Genomic DNA, 21,049 nt, shown 5'->3' with positions numbered 1-21,049 from the left:
TTTATCAATTTACCATTTTCTAATAAAAACTTTCATTAAATAGTTAAAACTATTTTAAGAGAGGACTATCATCTTCTATTTTAAAATAGATTAGTATTTTAAGTCCCCTTACTCCATTCATTTTTAGTGTCAGCTCGAATTACTAATTGCCAAGAGATTCTCGCACCACTAGCATGTTGATGGTGATTTTGTGGAGGAAATGAATCATCTTTATTAGATGCTATTTCTTTTTCACATATTATACATCTATAAATACCAGAAACAGGTACTTCATGACCGGGAGAATATATTTTATCCCACCATTTTCCTTTACCATTTAAAGAAGATAAAAATTTTTTTGTTGCATCTGTATAACCTGCCATAAAATTCCTCATTTTTAAATTTACTAAATAAATTATAGCAACATGAATTAAAATAATTATCATTTAAGTTGTTTGATATATTTATAAGTATATCTTATTAATAAAAAAACTGTTACTTAACTTTCGTATTAGATAAAAATTCCCCCTCACCCCATCCCCTTCAAAAACACTTCCAATACCCTTTCATCAATCTCACCCAAAATTAAACGCTGAATGACGGCGCCTTCGATCATATATAGAAAGAGTTTGGCATCGGTAAAAAAAACATCGGCGTTAAGTGCTCTAAGCTGGCTATATATTTCGTTGGTGAGCCATGTTCTATATCGCACGGCGGTTTGGTAGGCTTTTGGATGAGTCAGTTTTATTTCAAAAATGGCTTTAAATAACAGGTAATACAGCCCGTCTAAATCGGCATGTAAAAGATAGAGCTTTTTGAGTTTATCCATTACGTTTGTGTCGCGGTCATATTCAACCACTGAAACCACTTTTTCTTTTAAGCGCTCTTTTTGCACAATCAGGCAAATTTCGATCAACCGTTCTTTAGAATGAAAGTAGTTATAAAAAGTCGCTTTGGTAACTTCACACTCTTTCACAAGTCTATCGATGCCGACTAAATGAAATCCGTTGTAATGAAATAACTCAATTGCTTTATCTACGACTTTTAATGCACGTGTTGGGAGAACTAAATGTGCCATATTTTTACCGTTATAAAATTATTGTTGTATATAAATGAGATGTAAAAACCGCTGCCTTTGGGAGAAAAAAAGGCATAGCAAAGCCGTAAAGACTGTGCGCAGCACATCTCAAGTTTTAATTGTCTAAGTTTTAAGTAATAACGAGCTAAAGCCTGAAAAAGCCTTACGGCGATCAAGCTGCGTTAAATGTTTTAAGCTGTATCGTTATAGCTTTTGGCAATGGTTGCTAAGAAATGATGAATGTGCAAAGCCAACTCCTTTTTATTGGGAGTTCTGCCAAAGCATAAGATTTATGGTGGCAGAACGGAAGAGGGTTCGCAGACTGGTTAAGACATCCAGCACACCCGAGGGTGTCCCTCTCCCGTCCTACCGCTACGGGAGGGAACGAGGAGCTTACACACAAAACTATTCCTCAGAAGAAATAATCCTGATGCGGTCTTAATACGGTCTGCGACAACCGTCTGGCAATGTAGGCCAGCCCGCAAATGGTAATCTTCAATATTTAAGGTGTCAATGTGAAATTGGCTAGAAATTATTTAAATAGTTATTATTTTTCATTTAATTAGATAATTAAGGAGATTCTTAAGTAATATTTACAATCAAGTTTTATATCATTAAGTTAAAGTTTAAAATTTCAAAACTTAAGGCCTAGTTTTGCTTAAATATTGGACAACTCTTTTCTTTTATGAGTTTATGAAAGCAAGTAAAAGATAATCTGCACTATTTAAAGGATCTACAATCACCTCCTATATATTAACAACGTAATTAATAAAATTTTAAAATTAATGGATTTTATTTTCATGGCACTAATATTTATAAATATTTCTATCTAAATAATTATTATGTATAAAATATCCATTATTTTTAATGATTAATATTTATTATAACACCACCAAACTAGAACCTATAAAAACCACATTTAAATTAAAATATTAATACAACTTAATAATAAAGCCATAAATTTAATCAAGCTAAAATATAATATTTATATCAACAAACTCAGATACTTATAGTATAAATAAAATAATAAAGCTATTTTCAATAAGTGCTTCAATTATCAATATTAGTCAAATTTTAATTAAAAATTATCTTTCTTTTTAAAAAACAAAGCCCTTTTCACACCTAAAAACAATATAGTGAAAAAATCCCAATAAAATATAATTTGTATCAAAAATGGTTTATTTTTTAATGAATATAATATTAATAAGGCAGCTCAAATGATATTTTGATAAAGATAAAACATAAGTCTAAGGCATATAAATAAATCATACTTTTAAACATTTTATAACCAATGGTATTTAAAATACCAGACAAAGCATCCAGCGCGATTACTTTTATAAACAATAAAATAAAGCGACTGGATAAAACATAATTTAAGAGGATTTAATCATGTCAACTTCATCCAACACTGTTGTTATTACTGATGATACTGGGCTATTAACCAATATCACATATATTGATGGTTCTGTTGTATATACAGACGGCGAAACCTGTGAACCACCACCCTCTATTACTAAAAAAGGAAATGTTTGGACTATCACTTTAGACTGTGACCGTAGCGGCTCTTCGCAGGTTGCTAATAGTTATGTTGAACTATTACAAAAAGGTAGTCACATGTTTGCTGATAGTCAAAGTAGTGGGGACACCCCTAGCAAGCTTAACTTCTACTTTGGCGTTAATTTGCAAACTTCGTCTGCTTCCATTCCCGTATATCTCGCTCAAGGTCACTATGTTGGACATAACAATTGGTGGTTTGGTAGCCTAGCCGTAACCAATATTGGTGGAAATAAACCTGTTCTATTAATCAATGGTACGAACGTCGCTTTAACTGGCGGTAATAGCTCATTCACTTTATCAAATATTTAAAGCTTATGAATTCACTTAAAAATGAGCAGTCTCATTTCGAGGCTGCTTTTTATATATGCCTAATTTGAGTGTTCAGTATAAACTTGTACTTAAGCGACCAAACTCACAAATTAGGCCGCGTCATATACTTTAAGTGATAAGAGCAAAAAATGACTCAAAATAAAGTTGAATTAGCAGAGAAATTGTCAAAAGAATCGCATCAAGGTCAAAAGTATAGACCTCATGATTACTTTGATTACCATATTAAAGGTGTGGTCAACTCATTAATTGAGCACCGATTTTCGGAAGTCTATATTATTACAGCCCTTCTCCACGATAGCGTTGAAGACACTCCTCTTACGCTAGACAAAATCGAAAGTTTATTCGGAAAAGAAGTCCGTGATGCCGTTGATGCATTAACTAAACGGGAAAGTGAAACACGCGAAGAATATTTAATTCGTTGTAGTTCAAATCCGATCGCTCGAGTCGTGAAACTTCACGATGCAGCCTTTAATGCGCATAACTCACATAAAGAAAATAATCAATCACGTGTAGATTATTATCTTCAAACCATGTTAATTGTTTCAACGGCGCAAGATAGGTTGGAATGAAAAGACAACGAAATGAATCCGTTGCCTTTTTATTTTTAAGATTGTGCAAATGCCCAAATGTCTTTTGATGCAACCGTGTCAGATACAAGTCTAAAACTCATAGGCTCTAAGTCTTCATCCACCACAACATAACCTTTCGAGTTATTTTTTAGCGCATCACACTTGTTATCGGTAAGTTGATAGCTTGCCGTATTCGCTAGTGCACTTTCAGTAATAACACCTGTAAACACACAATTTGGGTCTTTCGAGACAATCTTACCTTGTGCATTCACCTCGGCATTGACCGTTGTTCCATCTGGAAAAGATAAATCGTATGTGCCGGCTAATTGATTCAGCGTAATTTTCTGATCATCAATTTTTTCATAATGCGCTAATTCAACGGTCATCGCTTGATTAGACTGATTGCTCTGCCAAGCTTTGGTTTTTGCGTCATAGCTCATCACAATTTTGGCACGGTTTTCGTCATCATCTAAAACCAATAATTTAGAACCATCTGTACCAGAATAGTATTTACCCGCCATTGGTAACTCTTGATCAGTTTCGGTACTAATAATATAAGTACCGACATCTAAGCTCGGAGCTAAGGCAGGTTTTTCAGTCGAGACTTGGTCATCATGATCATTGTCATTACAAGCCGCCAAGCCCATTCCAAGAAGTAAAACCAACAAACAACGTTTCATGGTCTTTCTCCTTACTTGTTAAATAGGCTTTTTAAACGAATTTTGAGCCATTCTTGACCTGCTGGTCGCTGATCGTAAGCAACTTGCATTGCAGTCACAGCAATTTTGCTTTGCATGACGGCGCTTTCATCCGACATTTGAGCTGCGGTTGGCGCCGATGGTGCCGCATCAATCCCTAGACCAAATTGGTTGTTGCCTTTATTGTCTTTGGTTACTTGGAACTTCAATTTATATAAGTCATACGTCCCAATTTTTGAAAAAGCAAAAGGTGTGCTGGTTGTTAAATTTTTTGGGAAATTAACATTAAGCGTGATGCCTTTTGGCAACAATTGCCCCTTGCCTGCCTTAGCTTGTAATTCTTTTAATAACACTACGGTTTGTTTTGCCACAATCGCAGAGTTAGGGTTGTTTAACGTTTTGTCATCTACCGTATTTGTATCGGCGCTTAATGCAATAGACGGAATGCCACGTCCTGCCGAAAACTGAACATTACCAATCGTGCCAGAGTGTACAACGACTTTTCCAACATTTTGACCTTCATTCGGGCCAGATAAAACTAAGTCTGGCGCTTTACCCCAGCGTTTTGGCGCAACCACATCTAGTCCATAAATTGTTGCCATGACTGGTGTACCATGCGTGTAATTCCAGTCGCCATTTGTATAACCCGCTTTGGTAAAGGTTCCAGCCGCAGGTGCGCCAATTGGTGCTGCACCATTGTGACAACCATTTTCAGCCGCAATTTGCTTATCGTTATCCGCGGTAATCGTCGTTGAGCTGTACATCACGATTGCGCCACCACGGCCACTTTGTGGTGAACAAGGCACAGACACAAGCACGTTATGACCATTTGCTTTTAATTCATCATAGAGTGCTTTGACATTGCTGGTTAGACCGTCATCATTAACCAATAAAATATTTAACGCAAAAGCTTGAGTTGTACACAAAGACAGAATAAGGCCGCCCAATAAACTTTTTTTCATCACTTAACTACCATGTTCTTAAATTTCGATTTGTATAGTAGTTGCGCTATATGTACGTTTAGTGACTATGCATCAATAAAAATTAAAATACTTTTCCATTAAAAATTAAATAATTATATTATAAATTATTGCTATATTTTCTTTTATAAACTGATCATCTACCTCATCGCTCATATTCAAAATAACAAAACCCACTTTCGTGGGCTTAATTCAAAGTATCACTTCAAGCTTTAAATTAAATACGTCCAACTTCTAAATATGGAATCAGGTTTTTATCAAAATGTGGTCGTGGGTCACCTTCATAACTAATAAAACCATGCATTCCAGTTAAGCGTTCACCTTTATAAAACTGGTTTAATTGATAACGCGGGTCTTTATGTGAAAGCGTAAAACTCACCACACCAACGCCCTGCTGTTTTGACTTGTTATAGGCATCTTCGAGCATTTTATGATGCAAAGCCAAATCTTGTGGATGGCACATTAAGGTGTGTAACACGTGATACTTGATAGAATCACCCAATTTAGGCAAACGCATGCCCTTAGTAATTGGAGTCAATAAATTATAAACGGGTCTAAAAATTCCAATGACTGAGCTGTAATGCAAAATTTTGGTTTGCTTAATGCTGTGCTGATCCCACAAGCCAAACATGCCCACCAGTTTTTCACCTTTAAAATAAAGTGAAAAATCTGAGAGTTTCATTCCTGAAAAATACTGATGCCCTTGGGCAAGTTCTTCAAAGTTATAAGCTGGAATAAAGTTATAAAACTCGGCCATGTCGCTAATAAACTGATTCATTGCAGCCACATGTTTAGCTTCGGCTACACATGTACGAATCTCTTGAAGATCACTCTGATTAGCTTGCTTTAAGAAAGCCGTGATTTTTCTTTTTGCGCCCGTGTCGGTCAGACTTAATGTCTCAATGAGCCCTTCATCATAATAATCAGGCATTCCCGTTTTGCCCGTTTGAATGGCAGCGCGCGCGGCGTGGTTATCATCAAAAATAATCATTTGGCTATAATTCGGTTCATGCATAGTTTGTTTTACATGCTTTGCTAAAACCTTAACCAGTGATTTCCCACGATAGTTGTGGTCTACGCGTAAATCACCCGCGTATCGTAAGTTTTGTACGTTCCGATCGACATAACACGGACGGTAACCATTGCTATAACAAGCGACATGCTTCTGACTCTCAGTGTCTTCAATCACCACATGCAATTTATGTCGATAGACAATATCGGAAGCTTGAAAATAACTGGGTTCACGTTGAAAGCTAATTTGTATCCCTTTGGTGGTCATAGGTACTGCAATCAAGTCTCTTAAAGCCTGATCGTCTGCCAAAGTTGCTTCTCGGGTAATCAGGGTATTGTCAGCAAGTGGTGGATTTGTTTTCATTCATTATTCACCTGTTGTGCGGTCTGTGTAGGAACCAAGTTATTTAAACGCCCCATTTGATCGAGTATCTGATAGACAAACACGACTTCGTCTTGGTCATTCACAGTTTTTTGAGTTTGGACATCAAGTAACTTTTGCTCGGTATTGAGTAAATCAAACGTCGTTTTGGTGCCGACATCAAACTCTTTACGTGTGTAGACAAAGGCAATCGACGCAGCCTCTATGGCATTTGCCAATGCTTCTTTATTTTGTCGAATGGTTTGAAGCTGCGCATAGCTCGTGCGTGTACGCTTATTCAAATCCAGTTCAAGACTTCGCGTTTTTTGGTTCGCCAAATCTATATCGGCCTGTGCTTTTTTGACGTTGGCCCGATTTAAACCATCGTCATAGAGCGGTACATTAAGCTGTACCCCAACCATATAGTTATTACTTTCGGAGCCAATATAGCTTGCCTCATCTTGCTTTCCGGCACGGCTGGTGAGCATAACCGTAGGCCAAAGTTCACGTTTGGTTAAAGCGTATTGTTTCTCTGCAGCCTGTTTTTCGTATTTGCTACGCATTAAAGCTGGATGATTTTTGGTTTGAGCCAAAATTTCATCTAAGTTAGCGGGAATAGCGGGTAGTTGTTTAATCGCAACAAGGTTTTCAGGCGTTACCCCCGTAACTTGATAAAACTGTGCTTCGCTTACGGTCAGATTAGATTGAGCCTGTGTAATATCGGCTTGACCTTGCGCGACTTGTGCCAAAACCTGAGCCAAGTCTGCACGGGTAATCATCCCTACATCAAAACGGCGCTTCGATTCATATAAAGACCGTTGCAGATTTGCCATGGTCTTTTGTCTGAGTTCTAAAATCGCTTTCTTCTTTAATACGTCGGTATAAACCATCACAGTATTTAAAATGGTTTCCGATCTTTGGTCAGATAGCCCTTGGTTTTGTGCAGAGAGCTGGCTTTCAGCAACATCAATTCCTAAACGATGTCGTCCAGAGGTATAAATCGGATAATCCGCCTGCAATTGTAAACTTCGACCTTTACGGTTTCCTTCGGTTGGAAACAGGACTTGTGAAGGCGTATCTATTCTTTCATAGTCAAGTTGCCCGACTAAATTGACTTTAAGTCCATCACGCTGTTTAGCCTGTTCAAGCATAGCGGTTGACTGGTTCACACTTAAACGGCTGACTTCAAGCTGACTTTCATGTCTTAAGCTGGCAGACAAAGCCTCGTCTAAAGTCATGGCTTGTACATTCGACACAACCAACACGCCAAGATACAAGGCGTGTCGAAGTGTTAAAAACCGAGTATTAAATTGCTTCATCCCTTTCATAGTTGTTCCAAACTATTCAGGGTGACTTTTTTGAGTGGTTCAGGCTTGATATTGCCTTCGATAATGCCGTCAAACATGACCAGTTTTTTATAGGCATTCCAACCATTATTGGCTTGACGAATTTGAGGCTGGTCGAGCTGTCCTAAGTTTCGAGCAAGTTCATAATGGAAGTTTTGACGCAAAATACTGTCGATATATTCGTTGTTAATGCTGTGATGAATTTCGCCTTCAAAAAGCACGCAATAAAACGGCTTAACGTGTTGCTCGGTATCAATCGCCAGTAAAGAAATTGCTTTAGATTCCGTTTCATTTAACTGCGACAATAATTGCTGGGCAGTTTCAGGTGCGAGTTTTTCACCGACCAGATCGACCCCAAAACGGCGGCCTTGGAACTCAAAACACGGGATTTGCTCGATAAAGCCAGTCACGCGTAAGCAATCATCCATACAGTAACGAAGCAAGCCATTGCCTGAGGTAATGAGTGGGCTCACCACATCACCTTGTTTAAGCTGCCACGACGGAATGATTTGTCCTTGTTTTTCACCCTCTAAATATTCAAATTCATAGAAGTGACTTTGATACGCCAGCGGGTATTGATCGTTATAGGGAATGGTCACTACACCTTCAGTCGCCCATAGACCTTTTCCTTCAAACTGAACACTGGGTAATTTCTCTTGTAATTTTTCGGCCCAAGCTTTTGAACCTGCTGTATCCCAACTCGACACTAAACTTAACTTTGGCCATAGCTGTTTGAAGTCAATCTGTTCGCCGTTTGAACTGTCAATTAAGGCTTGAGCGCTTTCAGGACCATGCGGTGCAGTCACTTCTTTTAATGAAGCTTGACGATTGCCCCATGAACCACTTTGTAAAACTTCAATCACGTCTTGTTGTAGAAACTCCAAACGCTCAAGCAATTGCAGCGCAAAAGTTGGACTCCACACCGAGATCATGGCTAAGTTACGGTTTGCCACCAAATAGCAAATCGTGGCAAAGAGTGCATCGTCGGCATTGGCTGCAAAGGCAACATTACTTGGAACCGCTTGGGTAAACTTAGATAAAATTCGCTTACCTACACCCAGTAGCGCACTATCATCATTTAGGTTTTTATCTTTTAAAACTTCACGCTGGCTTTCAGGTAACCATGACACCGACCAGTAATGCGTTCCCGAACTAAGCGCCGGACATTTACGGTATAGACTTGCCATCCACGGTGCAATCGCATGATCTAGCTCATCTAAAAACAGTTTGGTATATGGAATAAACTTAATCTGTTCACTCGAGCCACTGGTTGGCTGGAAACGAACCAGCTTACTGCTAGATAGTGAAAGCTTTTGTTCACGGTAGCGTTGAATGTCTTCTCGCCACGCGCCGTAACGTGTCGCAGGAAATGATTTTACAAACTGCTCATAGTTTTGAACTTTTTTATCTTTAGCAAACGTAGAGGTCTGTAAAATCGAATGCAGGATTTGACGTTGTGTTGCTTCTAACGCATTAAACCGTTTTTGAAAATTACGATCGGATGCATCACACCATTTTTTTAAAATAAGATGCGAACCCAAAGTCAGCCATTCATTAGATTTCATTGGATGGCCTCTCTACGGTTTGTTTTCGACGTTTTACGTGCTTCGCATCTTCCCTTACTTGCAGGTTTAGTCATGAGCTTCACAGGGAAGCGGGCAATATCTTTCCAGCCTAATCGACCAATACACGGTAATTCCGTACCCGCACTCCATGTTGGATTCATCTGCTCAAAGAAATGAATATTTGGGTTCTTTTGTCTCATTTCGGCAGTAATCGGTGCGACTTCACCTTTTAATGGTTGATAGTCATCACCAAAATTTAATAAGCCAGCTTCACGGTCGTAGTATTCCCCAAAGAATTTCTCACAGTAGTGCTCAACCACTTCCGAGAGATGCTGGTTTTCATCTTTAATGTTTGGGTAGTACACATAATAGTTATTGGCAAGTAAGAGATAGGTTTTGTAGCCCTTAGAAATCAGCAGCCAATAGAGCTCGTTAAATGGATATTTGATTCGAAGCTTGATCATGAGTTTGAGCATGGTACTTTGCAGACTACGCGTACCCCAAAACTTCTTCAAAATGACCGTATCACCGCTAAATAACACGGTGTAGTCTTTACCGTTTAAATAAAAGTGCTGCACAACAACGGTTGAGAACCCCACAATCTCATCTGTCTCCGAGTCAAAAATTAAGATCGCACCACTTTTATTTTTAAAATCATCTACGAAAATAGAAAATCTCGTATTTTCATAATACTGTTCGTAAATGGAATACATCACTTTTAATCGCTCTGTATCAATTTGCTCTTTTTCAAAATATTGACCATAAGTCGTGTTTTTCAGGTTCAATTTTGAAATCAATTTATACGTTGTATTAATCATAATCCTTTAACCTTCCACCTCTAATTTGCGAGTTCCCCGATCTCATCTACCGATATTAGAAAACTCATAAAAATGTTCTTTTTCTATGAAGGGATACGTTTTGATATGCCCTATTGTTTTTCATTCTTTGAAAGCTGCCTTTTATTTCTAAATAGCTACATATTCATTTTCTTCCCCCGATCCATAAAGATGGTTAAAAAGGCCGTCACAAACATGATGATTGCGAGCATGCGTAATAAATCATTAAAACTAGATGTAAGCGCCTGAAAATGAATGTCACGATAGATCACGCTGAGCGCAATTTGCTGTGCATTTGAGCCGACTTCCTGATATTGCGCCGTGAGCTGATCGAGTCTTTCTGTAAAAATCCAGTTTTGCGGTGTCATCCCCTGATTAATCTGCGTGACATGTAGGGCAGTCAGCCAATCCAAGGATGAGTTAATCAGTGCAAGACCAACCGCTCCGCCAATATTGCGCATCAGGTTATAAATACCGCTGGCATCGGCCACTTTACTCAGTGGCAAGGTGCTCATGGCTAAATGTGAAACCACAATCAAGCAGATCATGAGGCCAATACCACGGTAGATTTGCGGCCAGAACATAAAGTCATAATCGCTTTGAATGCTGAGGTGAGAATTGAGCCATACACCAAAACCAGCCAGAATCATTCCGACAAATACAGTTTTGCGGGTATCAAAATTGGGAATGAGCCACGCAAGAAACGGCGCAAAGCAGAACATGACAATACCTGTCACCATCATGACGTGACCAATTTGGCTACTGTTCATTTCACGGACTTGCCCCAAAAACACTGGAATCATGTAACCCAAGCCATAAAGCGCCATACCAATCACAAAAGTCGTGATGGCACTTAAGGTAAAGTTTTTATTTTTAAATACGGATAAATCGAGCAAAGGCTTGGGCTGGGTAAAACTTCTAGAGAAGAAGATCATGCCGCCCACAACACAGACCATGAAAGCAATCCGAACGCCTGTGTCTGCAAGCCAGTCGTGCCGTGCACCTTCATCAAGGAAATATTCTAGCCCACCCAAAAACATCGCCATGCCAATGAGGCTAAACCAGTCCATACTTTTGATAAGTGAATGATTTGCACGATCAATATTTGGACCCGAGTAGATGACCGTAGCGATAATAATGCCCGGAATGATATTAATCAGGAACATCCAGTGCCATGAGAAGTTATTGGTTAACCAGCCGCCAATGGTTGGGCCGATGGCTGGGCCTAAGGTACTGATCATTCCAAACATAACCAAAGGCAATGAGCGTTTTGCTTCAGGGAAAAGTAAGTACAAGGCCGTCATGGAAGTCGGAATCATTCCGCCGCCCATAAAGCCTTGAATGCCACGGAAAACCAGTAAACTCTCTAAGTTCCATGCCAACGCACAAAGTAAAGAGCTGATGGTGAAGCCAATTGCACAGATGGTGTAATACACCCGTGTTGAAAGCACTCGCGAGACAATACTCGACATTGGAATCGCAATAATTTCGGCAATTAAGTAAACCGTTTGCACCCAAGTCACTTCATAACGACTTGCACTCATGCCGGCTTGAACTTCGTTTAAAGAACTCGCCACAATCTGAATATCAAGAATCGCCATAAAGTTGCCAAAAATCATGGCAGCAAAAATTGCCCAAGCCGTCTTTGCGGGAAACTTCCACTCAGCGTCAATATGCTTATTCATTTCTTATTACCTAAAAATTTTATTATTAAGTTCTTAGGTCAACCGTAGCGCTAACCGACATTCCGGGTTTTATAAGATCAATATGCGGGCTTGAATCTATGGCAATGCGTACAGGAATACGTTGAACAACCTTGTTAAAGTTGCCTGTGGCATTGTCTGGTGGCATAAGTGAGAAAGTTGCACCTGAAGCTGGAGAAAAGCTTTCAATTGTTCCGCTGTAAGTCAGGTTTGGGTAAGCATCAAGTTTTAATTTAACTTTCTGACCTATATGCATTTTTTCAATTTGGGTTTCTTTGAAGTTCGCTTGTACATACAAACTATTTTCAGGAATGATCGCCATTAAGCGGGTTTGCGGAGAAACACGCGAACCTTTCTGGATCGCAAGGCTTCCTATTTTTCCTGCGACTGGGCTCACCACTTTTGATGAAGCCAAATCAATTTGATAAAGATTTAAGTTTGCATTGGCACTTTGAATATCTGCCAAAAGTTGCGCTCTACTCGCTTGTAAGCTACCCAACTGAGCTTCTGCTGCATTTACGGCGGCTTGTGCCTTACTTAGCTGTGCTTGAGCCGTTAAATATTGAGATTGAACCCCTTCAAAGTTTTGACGCGTAATTACCCCATCTTTTAATAAATCTTGATAACGTTCAAAATCTTTTCTTAAGCGAGATAAGTCTGCTTGTGCCGCAACAACGCCACTATTTGCTTCTGTAATGGAAGACTTGGCAGACTTTTCATTTTGTTGTTGTACGCCTAGCGCTGCTTCTTTTAAGCTCACGACAGAGCTAGCTTGATCATAACGAGCTTGGTAATCACGATGATCTAAGACGGCTAAAGTTTCCCCTTTCTTTACAAACTGATTATCGTTAATTAATAACTCCATCACTTCGCCTGAAATCTTTGGCATTACCCAAGTAACATCTGCTTGCACATAAGCATTATCAGTAGATTGATAAAATCGGTATACAAAAAAATAATATATAATGCCCGCGACTAAAAATAACAGCAGGACACTAAAAACACCCCAAGTTATCTTTTTTCGACTTTGGAAATTAGTATCAGTTTCTAGCTGAGCTACGTTATCCATATTCATTCCGTTTATTTGTAATATTCGATTTTTTATTTACACCAATAAACTATTAGCGTCTTTTTTACGTAACTTTTCACTTGGTTTATTCAATGAATCGTGACAGCGTAAAATTTGGTGCAAATTATGATTCTTAAATCGATTAAATATCATTGACCGTTTTGACATATATTTTTTCTATTTACGCCAATCCACTGCATGCTATAAAAAATATGTTTAAAAATTATGTAATTTTATATTTTTTGAAATTTCTATTTATAACCCATTTTCTAAAAATTTAATTTATTAATTTAAATCAATAACTTAATTTAGTTATTTTTCTTATTAAAGTGATTAATTGACAGGAAAATTCATTGTACCAATATTAAAAATCAGTCTTCAATTTGTAGTACTTGTGTAGAATTAATTAAGGTAATGTGTAATTTTAAAAAGAGTTATAGATAAGTTTTATAATATTTATAGAAACATAAAATATAAATGTTCTTATTTATCAAAATAGTTAAACAAAACTTATTAAAGATGTATTTTAATAAATTTATGATTAACTATTTTAAGTGGAATAGCAGAGAAATTCTGAACCCAAGCCAACATATTTTTAAGAAACTAAGTATTATTAACAAATAAAATTAATCATAAAAAGAGTTACTTTTAACTCTTTTTTATTTAAAAAATAGAGAATTATCAGTTTATTTTTTTACTTATTTAAAACCTTAAAAATTTCTTCTAAAGTCTCTCCAATCGCAAGTATTTCACTATCCTGATGAGGTAAACCATCAATCTCCAACCCAATTGGTAGTTTCGATTTCGCTCCCTTTCCAATGGGTAAACTCAGTCCAGGTAATCCGATATTACTGCCAGGATCTGTATTTCGAATCAGTGTCTGGAAATTTTCAATTGAACTGACTTGCTCGTTTACTAGTGGTGCAACGATGGCTGATGTTGGGAACAATAAAGCATGTAAATTATGCGCTTTAAATGTGTTTTGATAGAGTTCTAGCAATTGTGGACGAGCTTCACTGATGGCTTTTTCATAGAAAGGTAAAGCAGGAACAAATTGACCAGTCTGATCTTGAATTAATTGGGGAAGGATATTCTGTTTAAAAAGTGCCTGTACATCTGGGCTTGAAATCTGATCGATCACCGACTCTAAGGTCAGGTCTATACAGTGATGTTTTAAATATTGAATAAGGTCATATTTGCCTTCATAGACAACCACTGGAAATGAAATAGCGTGATTAAGTTGTTCTAAATTCGTCATATCGACATTAATAATTTCGACTCCTGCCTCTTTTAAAAGCTCAAGTGCAATCTGGGCTTGTTGATGAACGTCTTCATCTAAATGATTCCAAAAATATGAATTGATACCGAGTCTAATTTGATGAGGTTGTAATGGTTTTTTTCTTGGCTCTTGAGTAATGAGCTGATCAATTAAGATAATGTCAGATACTGTATGTGCTATAGGGCCGGCAGTATCCCGCGTATGTGAAATTGGGGTAATACTCTCTTGTGAATATCTTCCTACCGTTGGGCGAAAGCCGACACAACCATTTAAAGCACTCGGTAATCTAACCGAAGCACCAGTATCTGTACCAATCGCAATCGGAACCATTCCCGCGGCAACAGCCACAGCACTACCAGAAGAAGACCCGCCAGCAATATGTAATGGGTTTACCGCATTTCGTGTACCCACAACACCTTCAATGTGCATGGCGGTATTATAGCCTGTTACGCCAAAGGCCAATTCGTGCATATTGGTTTTACCAACAATGATTGCGCTGTGGTCAATAAGTTTTTGAATAATCGGTGCGGAGCTTTGAGGCTTAAAATCAGCTAAAGCTGGTGTGCCTGCACTATTTGAGAAACCAGCAACATGAATATTATCTTTAACCGCAATTAAAATGCCCATTAAAGCTGGACATGGTTTTCCACTCAGTAGATATTTATCCCAATATTGAGCTTGTTGAATTGCTGAAGCTTTATCTATGCTAATAAATGCATTTAAAGACTCTTGTTTTTCAATTGTTTCGAAGTAATGATGCACGAGTTCTTCGCAAGACACTTTTCTGTCATGGATCAATTGAGTGATTACATCTACTGAAGCATTGGCTAAATCGAGTGTTTCACTCCAATTATTTTTTTCAACTGCATTTGACATGGTGACTTAAAATCCATTTAAGTTGTGATCTTAAGAACTTAGTACAAATTGCTCATTCATTCGTATCCTCAAAATTGAGGATTGCTTTGCTTTAATGTTGAATGAGTAAAGCCATTTCAGTGCGATTATTGCAGCCTATTTTTCTCATGGCATTATTTAGATGGGTTCTTAAAGTAGTAAAGCTAATACCAAGTAAATTCGCCACATGTTTATCACTTAAACCTTTAGAGACCAAACGAACCACTTCTTGTTCACGTGGAGTCAGGCCATATTGTGTTGATAAATCTGCTGGTAAGGCTTGAGTAAAATAAGGTTCAAGTAAATTTAATATTCTTTTTTCACGCTCACCAAACATGTCAGCGTCTTGTGCACGCCAAATGCGTAAATCGCCAATATCTATACCATTTCGGACAAAATAAATATTTATGCCGTGATACAAACCATACGCTTGTAAAAACTCATTGTAATAGCTGGTTTTTTTAAGATCAGCAAGAGGCATAACTTCATTGACGAAGGTCGATTTCTGAAGTTTACGAAGTTGTGAAGTAATGGGGTCATCAAATTGCCAAATATACTCATAGTCCTCTATGGCTTTTGGGTCGATTTTCCATATTACGCCTTCTCTCGATAAGTTATGCGTTGAATCCCAAATGTAAGATGCGGCGAAATCAGCCCGTAATAAGGTAGCAATATCTGCAATGATATTTTCACGTAAAGTGCATTGCCCTTTCCCTGAGCCAAGTTTCCATAATATTTCAGAAAACAATGTAAACTCAGATGGGCTGAAATCCTTTTCTAAAAGTGCGGTCATCGTCTACCTATTTAACGAAATCCATCGAATTTTAAGAAAAATGGAGCTTATGCTCTTCTATAACACACCTATAGAAAATTTAAAGAGTTTGTACAACAACAAATTTGAAAATATAGAAATAAAATCACTTGATGAAGAAAAACAGAACTTTTAATAAGATATGTAAATATAAAAAAGCACCCTAGGGTGCTTTTAAAAATTCTTTTTATTATCAATAAAATTGAGGATTTAAAAGTTTAGCTTTTACTAAATTTTATTTCTTACAGACAAAATGAGCTAGGTCACTTTTACTTGAGCCTTCTACTAAATCAAACCACTTAGTAGGATTAATTTTTATAGCTTTTATTGATCCCTCACCAGTTCCAATTTCACGCATTTTCATAGTCTTACAGTTTGTCTCCAATCGAGTGTAATCTATAGTTTCTACACCAATGCGTTTGTGAAGTGTAATAATAATATCGCCTTGTTTTTTCTTCTCTATTAAATAATATTTTCCTTTATCACCTTGAACACTTCTTGGAATAAGAGTATCTGCATTTGCAAAATTAGAAATTATCAAACCCAACACTGTAGTAAAAATAATCTTTTTCATAAATTAACTCATTATTAATAATTAGCTGTTTCAATCTGCCATAACAATCAATAAAACAAATACCATCCAAATAAAGCTTATCCACCGAGCTGAACTGGAATAGCCAGATCTTAAAGTAAACCATGCAAAGATGTACGGCATCCAAAAGATTCCAAAACCGAGCAGAAATGAAACACTTCTGTTTGGTGGCATTTGAGAAGTCGAAGTATCAATAAATGGTTGCTGTTGGTAGCTATTTAATTGAGGTGGTGCTTTTTTCTTATGGGAACTAAAACTACTATATGACAAGCCTGTTCTAGGAATCCCCACTGTAGTTCGTGTTCCTTTCTTACTAAGATTTACACGAGCACCCTTACCACCTATAGAAACGCTAGAGATTCCTTTTTTGCCAATATTGAGTCGTACACCAGGTGCGATTTTAAAACTCTTTCTAAAGTTAAAGCCCATAGCCAAACCTATCTAGTGCAAATTTTCTTGGAACCACTTATTGAGCCATCTTTACAGACGAATTTACTACCATCACAGTGACTAATCCCACCTTTACTACCAGAACAAGGTTGGCGGCCTTTACCAGCTTCTGTAATACTGATAGAACCTAGAACTAATAAAATACTCATAATAATTTTTTTCATATTCTTGCCCTTTATTTTATTATTTAACTATTAATATCTAATAATGAAAGCACCTAGAGGGTGCTTTTATTCACTTTACCAATCTGCATTAACTTTTTGCTGAGTTTTTATTTTTTCAGCCATGCTATCTGCTGATTGATTTAATTCATTCAAAATAATTTTTGCTGAAGGTGCTGTTTCTATAATAGGACGATTACTTTCCTGAATTCTTACTGTGCCACTCATGTGGGATGGTTGATAATGAGTTAAGTTATCGTAACTAACTCTCATTTTTCCATCTTTAGTATCTACACGTACTGTAAAATCAACCCGATCATTTGGAGTTGCAGTCATACAATCAGCAAATCCACCACAACGATAGGCCATATTACCCTTACCAATAATAGAGCCTGTTGATTTATCTTCATATTGGATTACTGCATTTGCTGAACGAAAAGCTGTTGCAAACCATTGACGCGCACCATCATATACTTGAGTTTGCTTCAAATTATCCATTGTATAAACTTTTTCAAATTTAATAGGTTCTGAAGGCTGTTGAGGCGTAGTTGCACAACCCGACATACCCAAAACTAAAAATGAGCTTATTAAAAGTTTTTTCATGTACTTTCCAACATTATTATTAAGTACACCTACTGTAACAAACTGGTTACTAATTGTCACATAGGAAAATAAGTAGTAACCTTAAGAAATATTTAATTTAAAAACTTGTTTATGGAATCAAAATTTCATGCTTACTACCTCTTTTAATAAAAAAATTTTAATAACAATTTGCAGTTTTTCAATTGTAGGGTGCGCTGCAAATTCAGGTATTGTTCCTATGGGAAATAATACTTATATGGTCTCACGACAAGCTGCTACTGGGTTTAGTGGAATGGGAACACTTAAAGCAGAAGCAATGAAGGAAGCATATCAAGAATGCCAAAAAACAAATAAATTCGTTAATGTCTTAGAAACTATTGATGCAAAACCACCCTATATTTTGGGTAACTTTCCTAAAACTGAAATCAGATTTAAATGTATAAATGAAGAATAAATTGAGCCATTAGGAAACAGTTTACTTTTTTGGACCTCAATTGTTTCACGGGAAGGTAAAGAGATTGCCAGAACCAAATTTGCAGCTTGTGGATGTAGAGCTTTAACTAAGATATACCACAGTAATTTCAGATACAGTGGATAGTCGGGCTTTTTAAACACTAAAACCCACTCATTGAGTGGGCTTTTTTATTACTAACCGTTTTGCCTGAGGTGGTCTTGGAACTCTTGGTCGTGTATTTTGTCGTAATTAACAGGGTCGTAAACGCATCCAGTTAAAACAACAATTACAGTAAGTACAGCAACCAACTTTTTCATTGAGACAGCCTTTCCTTTTAACGCAAAAGATTTGCTTTAAGTATACTCCTAGGTAATCATTTTGATTGGACATAATTAAGGCAAGTAATTGTTATTTTTAAATTATCGCAATCGTTTAGCATATCATTTGTTTTGCAACAAATTCAAACCAAGGGGTAATATAAAACTTAAACCTCAGTCGCTAAATACCAATTTTTCCAAGAACTGGTTCCTCTAGTTTCAAGAGGCACGGTTGGAATGAGTTTCTCTTTTAATACCTCAGTTTGTTCAACCGCTTTGGCAAGCCTTGCTTTAACAGAATGAATACACTCACGGTCACCAAATTCACAGCGGTCTAAAGTTGTTCCGCCACAAGGACCATTAGCTAAACCTTTTGGACACGTTTCAGGGCAAATATATAAAGTATCGCTTAAGCGACACTGACCACAGCTTTCACAGCCCACTAGGCTATGTTTACTCAGTACTTCGGTTTTAAGTAATGCTTTGGCAACCAAAGAGTTTTCCCAAAAAGATGCTTTAAAAATAAAGCGTCCAAGCCCTTTAGCAATTTTTGATTCAAACAGCGCCTCATGCATCACATGCAGTTGGCGATATTTAAGCATTTGTTTGGAAGTGGGCTGACGTGAAAAACGAGTAATTTCAGGCGAAAACTCTTTGCCTGTCGTGACTTGCCAAAGTGAATTCCAAAGCTCTTCTAAGGCTTCAAGTGTAAGATGGCGATATTGCTCGATGTAGCTTTCAAGCAGCATTTGCTCTTCAGGCTTATGGCAAGCAGATAAGTGAATTCCTGCAAACCCTAAATGTTTACATATCAAAATCTGTAAAGCACAGCGTAAATAAACACGGTCTGTATGCCCTGCCTGTTTTTCGTCTGCCAAAACTTTTAGCATGTGTGCAGTAATCACAATACCTGCCACTTTATGCTTCACCATAAAATTGGCACGACCTAAAGTCAGTGGCATGACGCAAGCCAGTATTTGCTGTGAATAAGCATGCTTCATTAAAAATGATTTGGCTTGCTTTAAGGCTTCAATGTCATAGCCCAATTGCGTAATGATAAAGTCAGCACCTGCTTTAATTTTCTTATGTAGTTTTAAGTACTGTGCATCCCGTTCAGCTTCGACATATTTAAATGGGTTAAAAGCAACCCCAATGCGAAACCCGCCGTATTGCTTGGCAGCCATTACGGCGTTTACCGACTCTAGGTATCGACTACGAGGCTGTCCATTTCGACCATTATGATGCTCTTTAAGTTTATCGCCTGTAAGCAATAACAAGTTTTGAATATTGGCTGCTTGGGCTTCTTCTAAAAAATGCTCAAAGTCTTGTATGTCTCGGGCCTTGCCCGAAAAGTGTAAGACTTTATCGATTGTGTCAGGATAACTTTTGCTGGCCTCAAGCGGCGCGATATCATGATCTGAATGTACGCGATCTGCCAATGTCATTGCAGCCGGATATCCCGCAAACTCATGTTTAACAGGATAAATTTCATGCAGTGAAGTGAGATATTCCACCAACACAAAAAACTGGTTTTGTTGGAAGCAGGGAGAAACGTGTGACATAGGCAAAGTGCTGATCAAAACATGACATTAATCATAAGCGCGGCATTATAAATCAAAGTGAATCAAGATGCGCTACTCAGAAAGCTCATTGTTTTGCTTATCTTCACCCTCTTTATTTCTGGGTAATTCGAGTGAGCGAGGAAATATAAAATCGAAAGAATCGAGTGCATAACGGTAAAGCTGAGCTGGTCGTTTACCCACAATTTTACTGTGATTAGTTTCTTCAACTGCACCTGCTTCTATCATACGGCGTCTAAATGCTTTTTTATCTAAAGATTGCCCAAGAATAATTTCATAAATGGTTTGTAGCTCAGTTAGCGTAAATAACTCAGGCATGAGACTGGCTGGCAATGCGGTATAGCGAGTTTTATTGGTTAAACGCTCTAATGCCAAGGTGAGTAATTCGTTGTGATCAAAAGCCAATGCTAAATCTTGTGCTTTTGCTACAGTTACCCATTCGCTATATTCAGCCAATGTTTGATGTTGATAGGCATTAAAATCGATTAAAGCAAAATACAAAATGGTTACGGCCCAACCACGCGGGTCACGTTTGGCATTGCCGACAGAGGCGACTTGTTCCAAGTAAGGTGAAGCAATTCCTGTTTTTTCGACCAGCTTACGATAGGCCGTTGCCATTAAGTCTTGATCATGGGTTAAATCGGCAAAACCGCCGGGTAAAGCCCACTGATCTTTGGCTGGAAAGTTTGGTCGCTTAATGAGTAATACCTGCAACTGACCATTAAAGACCGAGAAAATAGCCATATCGACAGTGAGTAAAGGTGCGTCATAATCTCGGCGATCATAACTGGCAAGGAATTCTTGTTCAGTTTGAATAGTCACGTTCAGTCTCTCAATGAAAACGATG

At 37.7% G+C, this 21,049-nt stretch carries 20 protein-coding genes and 1 pseudogene; 3 read left to right on the top strand and 18 right to left on the bottom strand.

The genetic code is table 11. From position 1 onward, the window contains the following. Positions 1–98: 98 nt before the first annotated feature. Together RMB03_RS15225 and RMB03_RS15220 are read right to left on the bottom strand one after the other, a co-directional pair. Positions 99–362, bottom strand: coding sequence for a protein L (locus RMB03_RS15225; RefSeq protein WP_311076800.1), 264 nt, complete (start codon positions 360–362; stop codon positions 99–101). Positions 363–508: 146 nt separating this feature from the next. Beyond that, the gene (locus RMB03_RS15220) at positions 509–1,057 is read right to left on the bottom strand and encodes a TetR/AcrR family transcriptional regulator (protein WP_311076799.1); all 549 of its coding nucleotides are present in this window, start codon (positions 1,055–1,057) and stop codon (positions 509–511) included. Between the two features lie 1,389 nt (positions 1,058–2,446). Here RMB03_RS15220 and RMB03_RS15215 point away from each other — a divergent pair. After that, positions 2,447–2,923 (top strand): hypothetical protein, encoded by a 477-nt coding sequence (locus RMB03_RS15215; RefSeq protein WP_045125480.1) that lies wholly within the window; start codon positions 2,447–2,449, stop codon positions 2,921–2,923. Between the two features lie 149 nt (positions 2,924–3,072). Continuing rightward, entirely contained in the window at positions 3,073–3,513 is a 441-nt protein-coding gene (locus RMB03_RS15210) for an HD domain-containing protein (protein ID WP_311076798.1), read from the top strand. 35 nt (positions 3,514–3,548) lie between these two features. Here the strand turns inward: RMB03_RS15210 and RMB03_RS15205 are convergent, their stop codons facing one another. The 14 genes and pseudogenes from RMB03_RS15205 to RMB03_RS15140 all read right to left on the bottom strand — a co-directional run bounded on the left by RMB03_RS15205 (position 3,549) and on the right by RMB03_RS15140 (position 17,872). Continuing rightward, complete coding sequence (locus RMB03_RS15205) at positions 3,549–4,193, bottom strand: hypothetical protein (RefSeq protein ID WP_311076797.1); 645 nt, start codon at positions 4,191–4,193, stop codon at positions 3,549–3,551. 11 nt (positions 4,194–4,204) lie between these two features. Beyond that, positions 4,205–5,176 carry a 5'/3'-nucleotidase SurE gene (gene surE, locus RMB03_RS15200; RefSeq protein WP_311076796.1) on the bottom strand — a complete coding sequence of 324 codons (972 nt, stop codon included), beginning with the start codon at positions 5,174–5,176 and terminating at the stop codon, positions 4,205–4,207. A gap of 232 nt (positions 5,177–5,408) precedes the next feature. After that, positions 5,409–6,566, bottom strand: coding sequence for a hypothetical protein (locus RMB03_RS15195; RefSeq protein WP_311076795.1), 1,158 nt, complete (start codon positions 6,564–6,566; stop codon positions 5,409–5,411). Then, positions 6,563–7,891: a TolC family protein gene (locus RMB03_RS15190; RefSeq protein WP_311076794.1), complete on the bottom strand. Its 1,329-nt coding sequence runs from the start codon at positions 7,889–7,891 to the stop codon at positions 6,563–6,565. Before RMB03_RS15190 ends, RMB03_RS15195 begins: the two co-directional genes overlap by 4 nt. After that, positions 7,888–9,474, bottom strand: coding sequence for a GH3 auxin-responsive promoter family protein (locus RMB03_RS15185; RefSeq protein WP_311076793.1), 1,587 nt, complete (start codon positions 9,472–9,474; stop codon positions 7,888–7,890). Before RMB03_RS15185 ends, RMB03_RS15190 begins: the two co-directional genes overlap by 4 nt. Next, positions 9,471–10,259 (bottom strand): hypothetical protein, encoded by a 789-nt coding sequence (locus tag RMB03_RS15180; protein ID WP_171252338.1) that lies wholly within the window; start codon positions 10,257–10,259, stop codon positions 9,471–9,473. The genes RMB03_RS15185 and RMB03_RS15180 overlap by 4 nt, the downstream gene beginning before the upstream one ends. A gap of 188 nt (positions 10,260–10,447) precedes the next feature. Then, positions 10,448–11,995: a DHA2 family efflux MFS transporter permease subunit gene (locus RMB03_RS15175; protein ID WP_311076792.1), complete on the bottom strand. Its 1,548-nt coding sequence runs from the start codon at positions 11,993–11,995 to the stop codon at positions 10,448–10,450. A 25-nt stretch (positions 11,996–12,020) separates the two neighbouring features. Next, positions 12,021–13,082 (bottom strand): HlyD family secretion protein, encoded by a 1,062-nt coding sequence (locus tag RMB03_RS15170; RefSeq protein WP_311076791.1) that lies wholly within the window; start codon positions 13,080–13,082, stop codon positions 12,021–12,023. Between the two features lie 694 nt (positions 13,083–13,776). Then, on the bottom strand, positions 13,777–15,237 hold the full coding sequence (iaaH, locus tag RMB03_RS15165) for an indoleacetamide hydrolase (protein WP_311076790.1): 1,461 nt from the start codon (positions 15,235–15,237) through the stop codon (positions 13,777–13,779). Positions 15,238–15,328: 91 nt separating this feature from the next. After that, positions 15,329–16,048 (bottom strand): helix-turn-helix transcriptional regulator, encoded by a 720-nt coding sequence (locus RMB03_RS15160; protein ID WP_311076789.1) that lies wholly within the window; start codon positions 16,046–16,048, stop codon positions 15,329–15,331. Between the two features lie 253 nt (positions 16,049–16,301). Continuing rightward, on the bottom strand, positions 16,302–16,640 hold the full coding sequence (locus RMB03_RS15155; protein WP_311076788.1) for a hypothetical protein: 339 nt from the start codon (positions 16,638–16,640) through the stop codon (positions 16,302–16,304). A 243-nt stretch (positions 16,641–16,883) separates the two neighbouring features. Then, positions 16,884–17,087 (bottom strand): annotated as a pseudogene (locus RMB03_RS15150) (DUF4236 domain-containing protein); the annotation flags it as partial. Between the two features lie 8 nt (positions 17,088–17,095). Continuing rightward, on the bottom strand, positions 17,096–17,272 hold the full coding sequence (locus RMB03_RS15145) for a hypothetical protein (protein WP_311076787.1): 177 nt from the start codon (positions 17,270–17,272) through the stop codon (positions 17,096–17,098). A gap of 75 nt (positions 17,273–17,347) precedes the next feature. Next, the gene (locus RMB03_RS15140; protein WP_311076786.1) at positions 17,348–17,872 is read right to left on the bottom strand and encodes a DUF4468 domain-containing protein; all 525 of its coding nucleotides are present in this window, start codon (positions 17,870–17,872) and stop codon (positions 17,348–17,350) included. Between the two features lie 127 nt (positions 17,873–17,999). Between RMB03_RS15140 and RMB03_RS15135 the strand changes: the two genes are divergently transcribed. Next, positions 18,000–18,305 carry a hypothetical protein gene (locus tag RMB03_RS15135; RefSeq protein WP_311076785.1) on the top strand — a complete coding sequence of 102 codons (306 nt, stop codon included), beginning with the start codon at positions 18,000–18,002 and terminating at the stop codon, positions 18,303–18,305. Between the two features lie 484 nt (positions 18,306–18,789). Here the strand turns inward: RMB03_RS15135 and RMB03_RS15130 are convergent, their stop codons facing one another. Together RMB03_RS15130 and RMB03_RS15125 are read right to left on the bottom strand one after the other, a co-directional pair. Next, positions 18,790–20,184, bottom strand: a complete 1,395-nt coding sequence (locus RMB03_RS15130) for a methylenetetrahydrofolate reductase C-terminal domain-containing protein (protein WP_311076784.1) — start codon at positions 20,182–20,184, stop codon at positions 18,790–18,792. Positions 20,185–20,256: 72 nt separating this feature from the next. After that, positions 20,257–21,024, bottom strand: coding sequence for an NrtR DNA-binding winged helix domain-containing protein (locus RMB03_RS15125; RefSeq protein WP_311076782.1), 768 nt, complete (start codon positions 21,022–21,024; stop codon positions 20,257–20,259). Between the last annotated feature and the right edge of the window lie 25 nt (positions 21,025–21,049).

It is taken from the genome of Acinetobacter sp. V91_7 (assembly GCF_031799075.1).
Classification (GTDB): Bacteria; Pseudomonadota; Gammaproteobacteria; order Pseudomonadales; family Moraxellaceae; genus Acinetobacter; species Acinetobacter calcoaceticus.
Note: the sequence above shows the minus strand (reverse complement) of the source record. Positions and strands in the feature narration are given on the sequence as shown.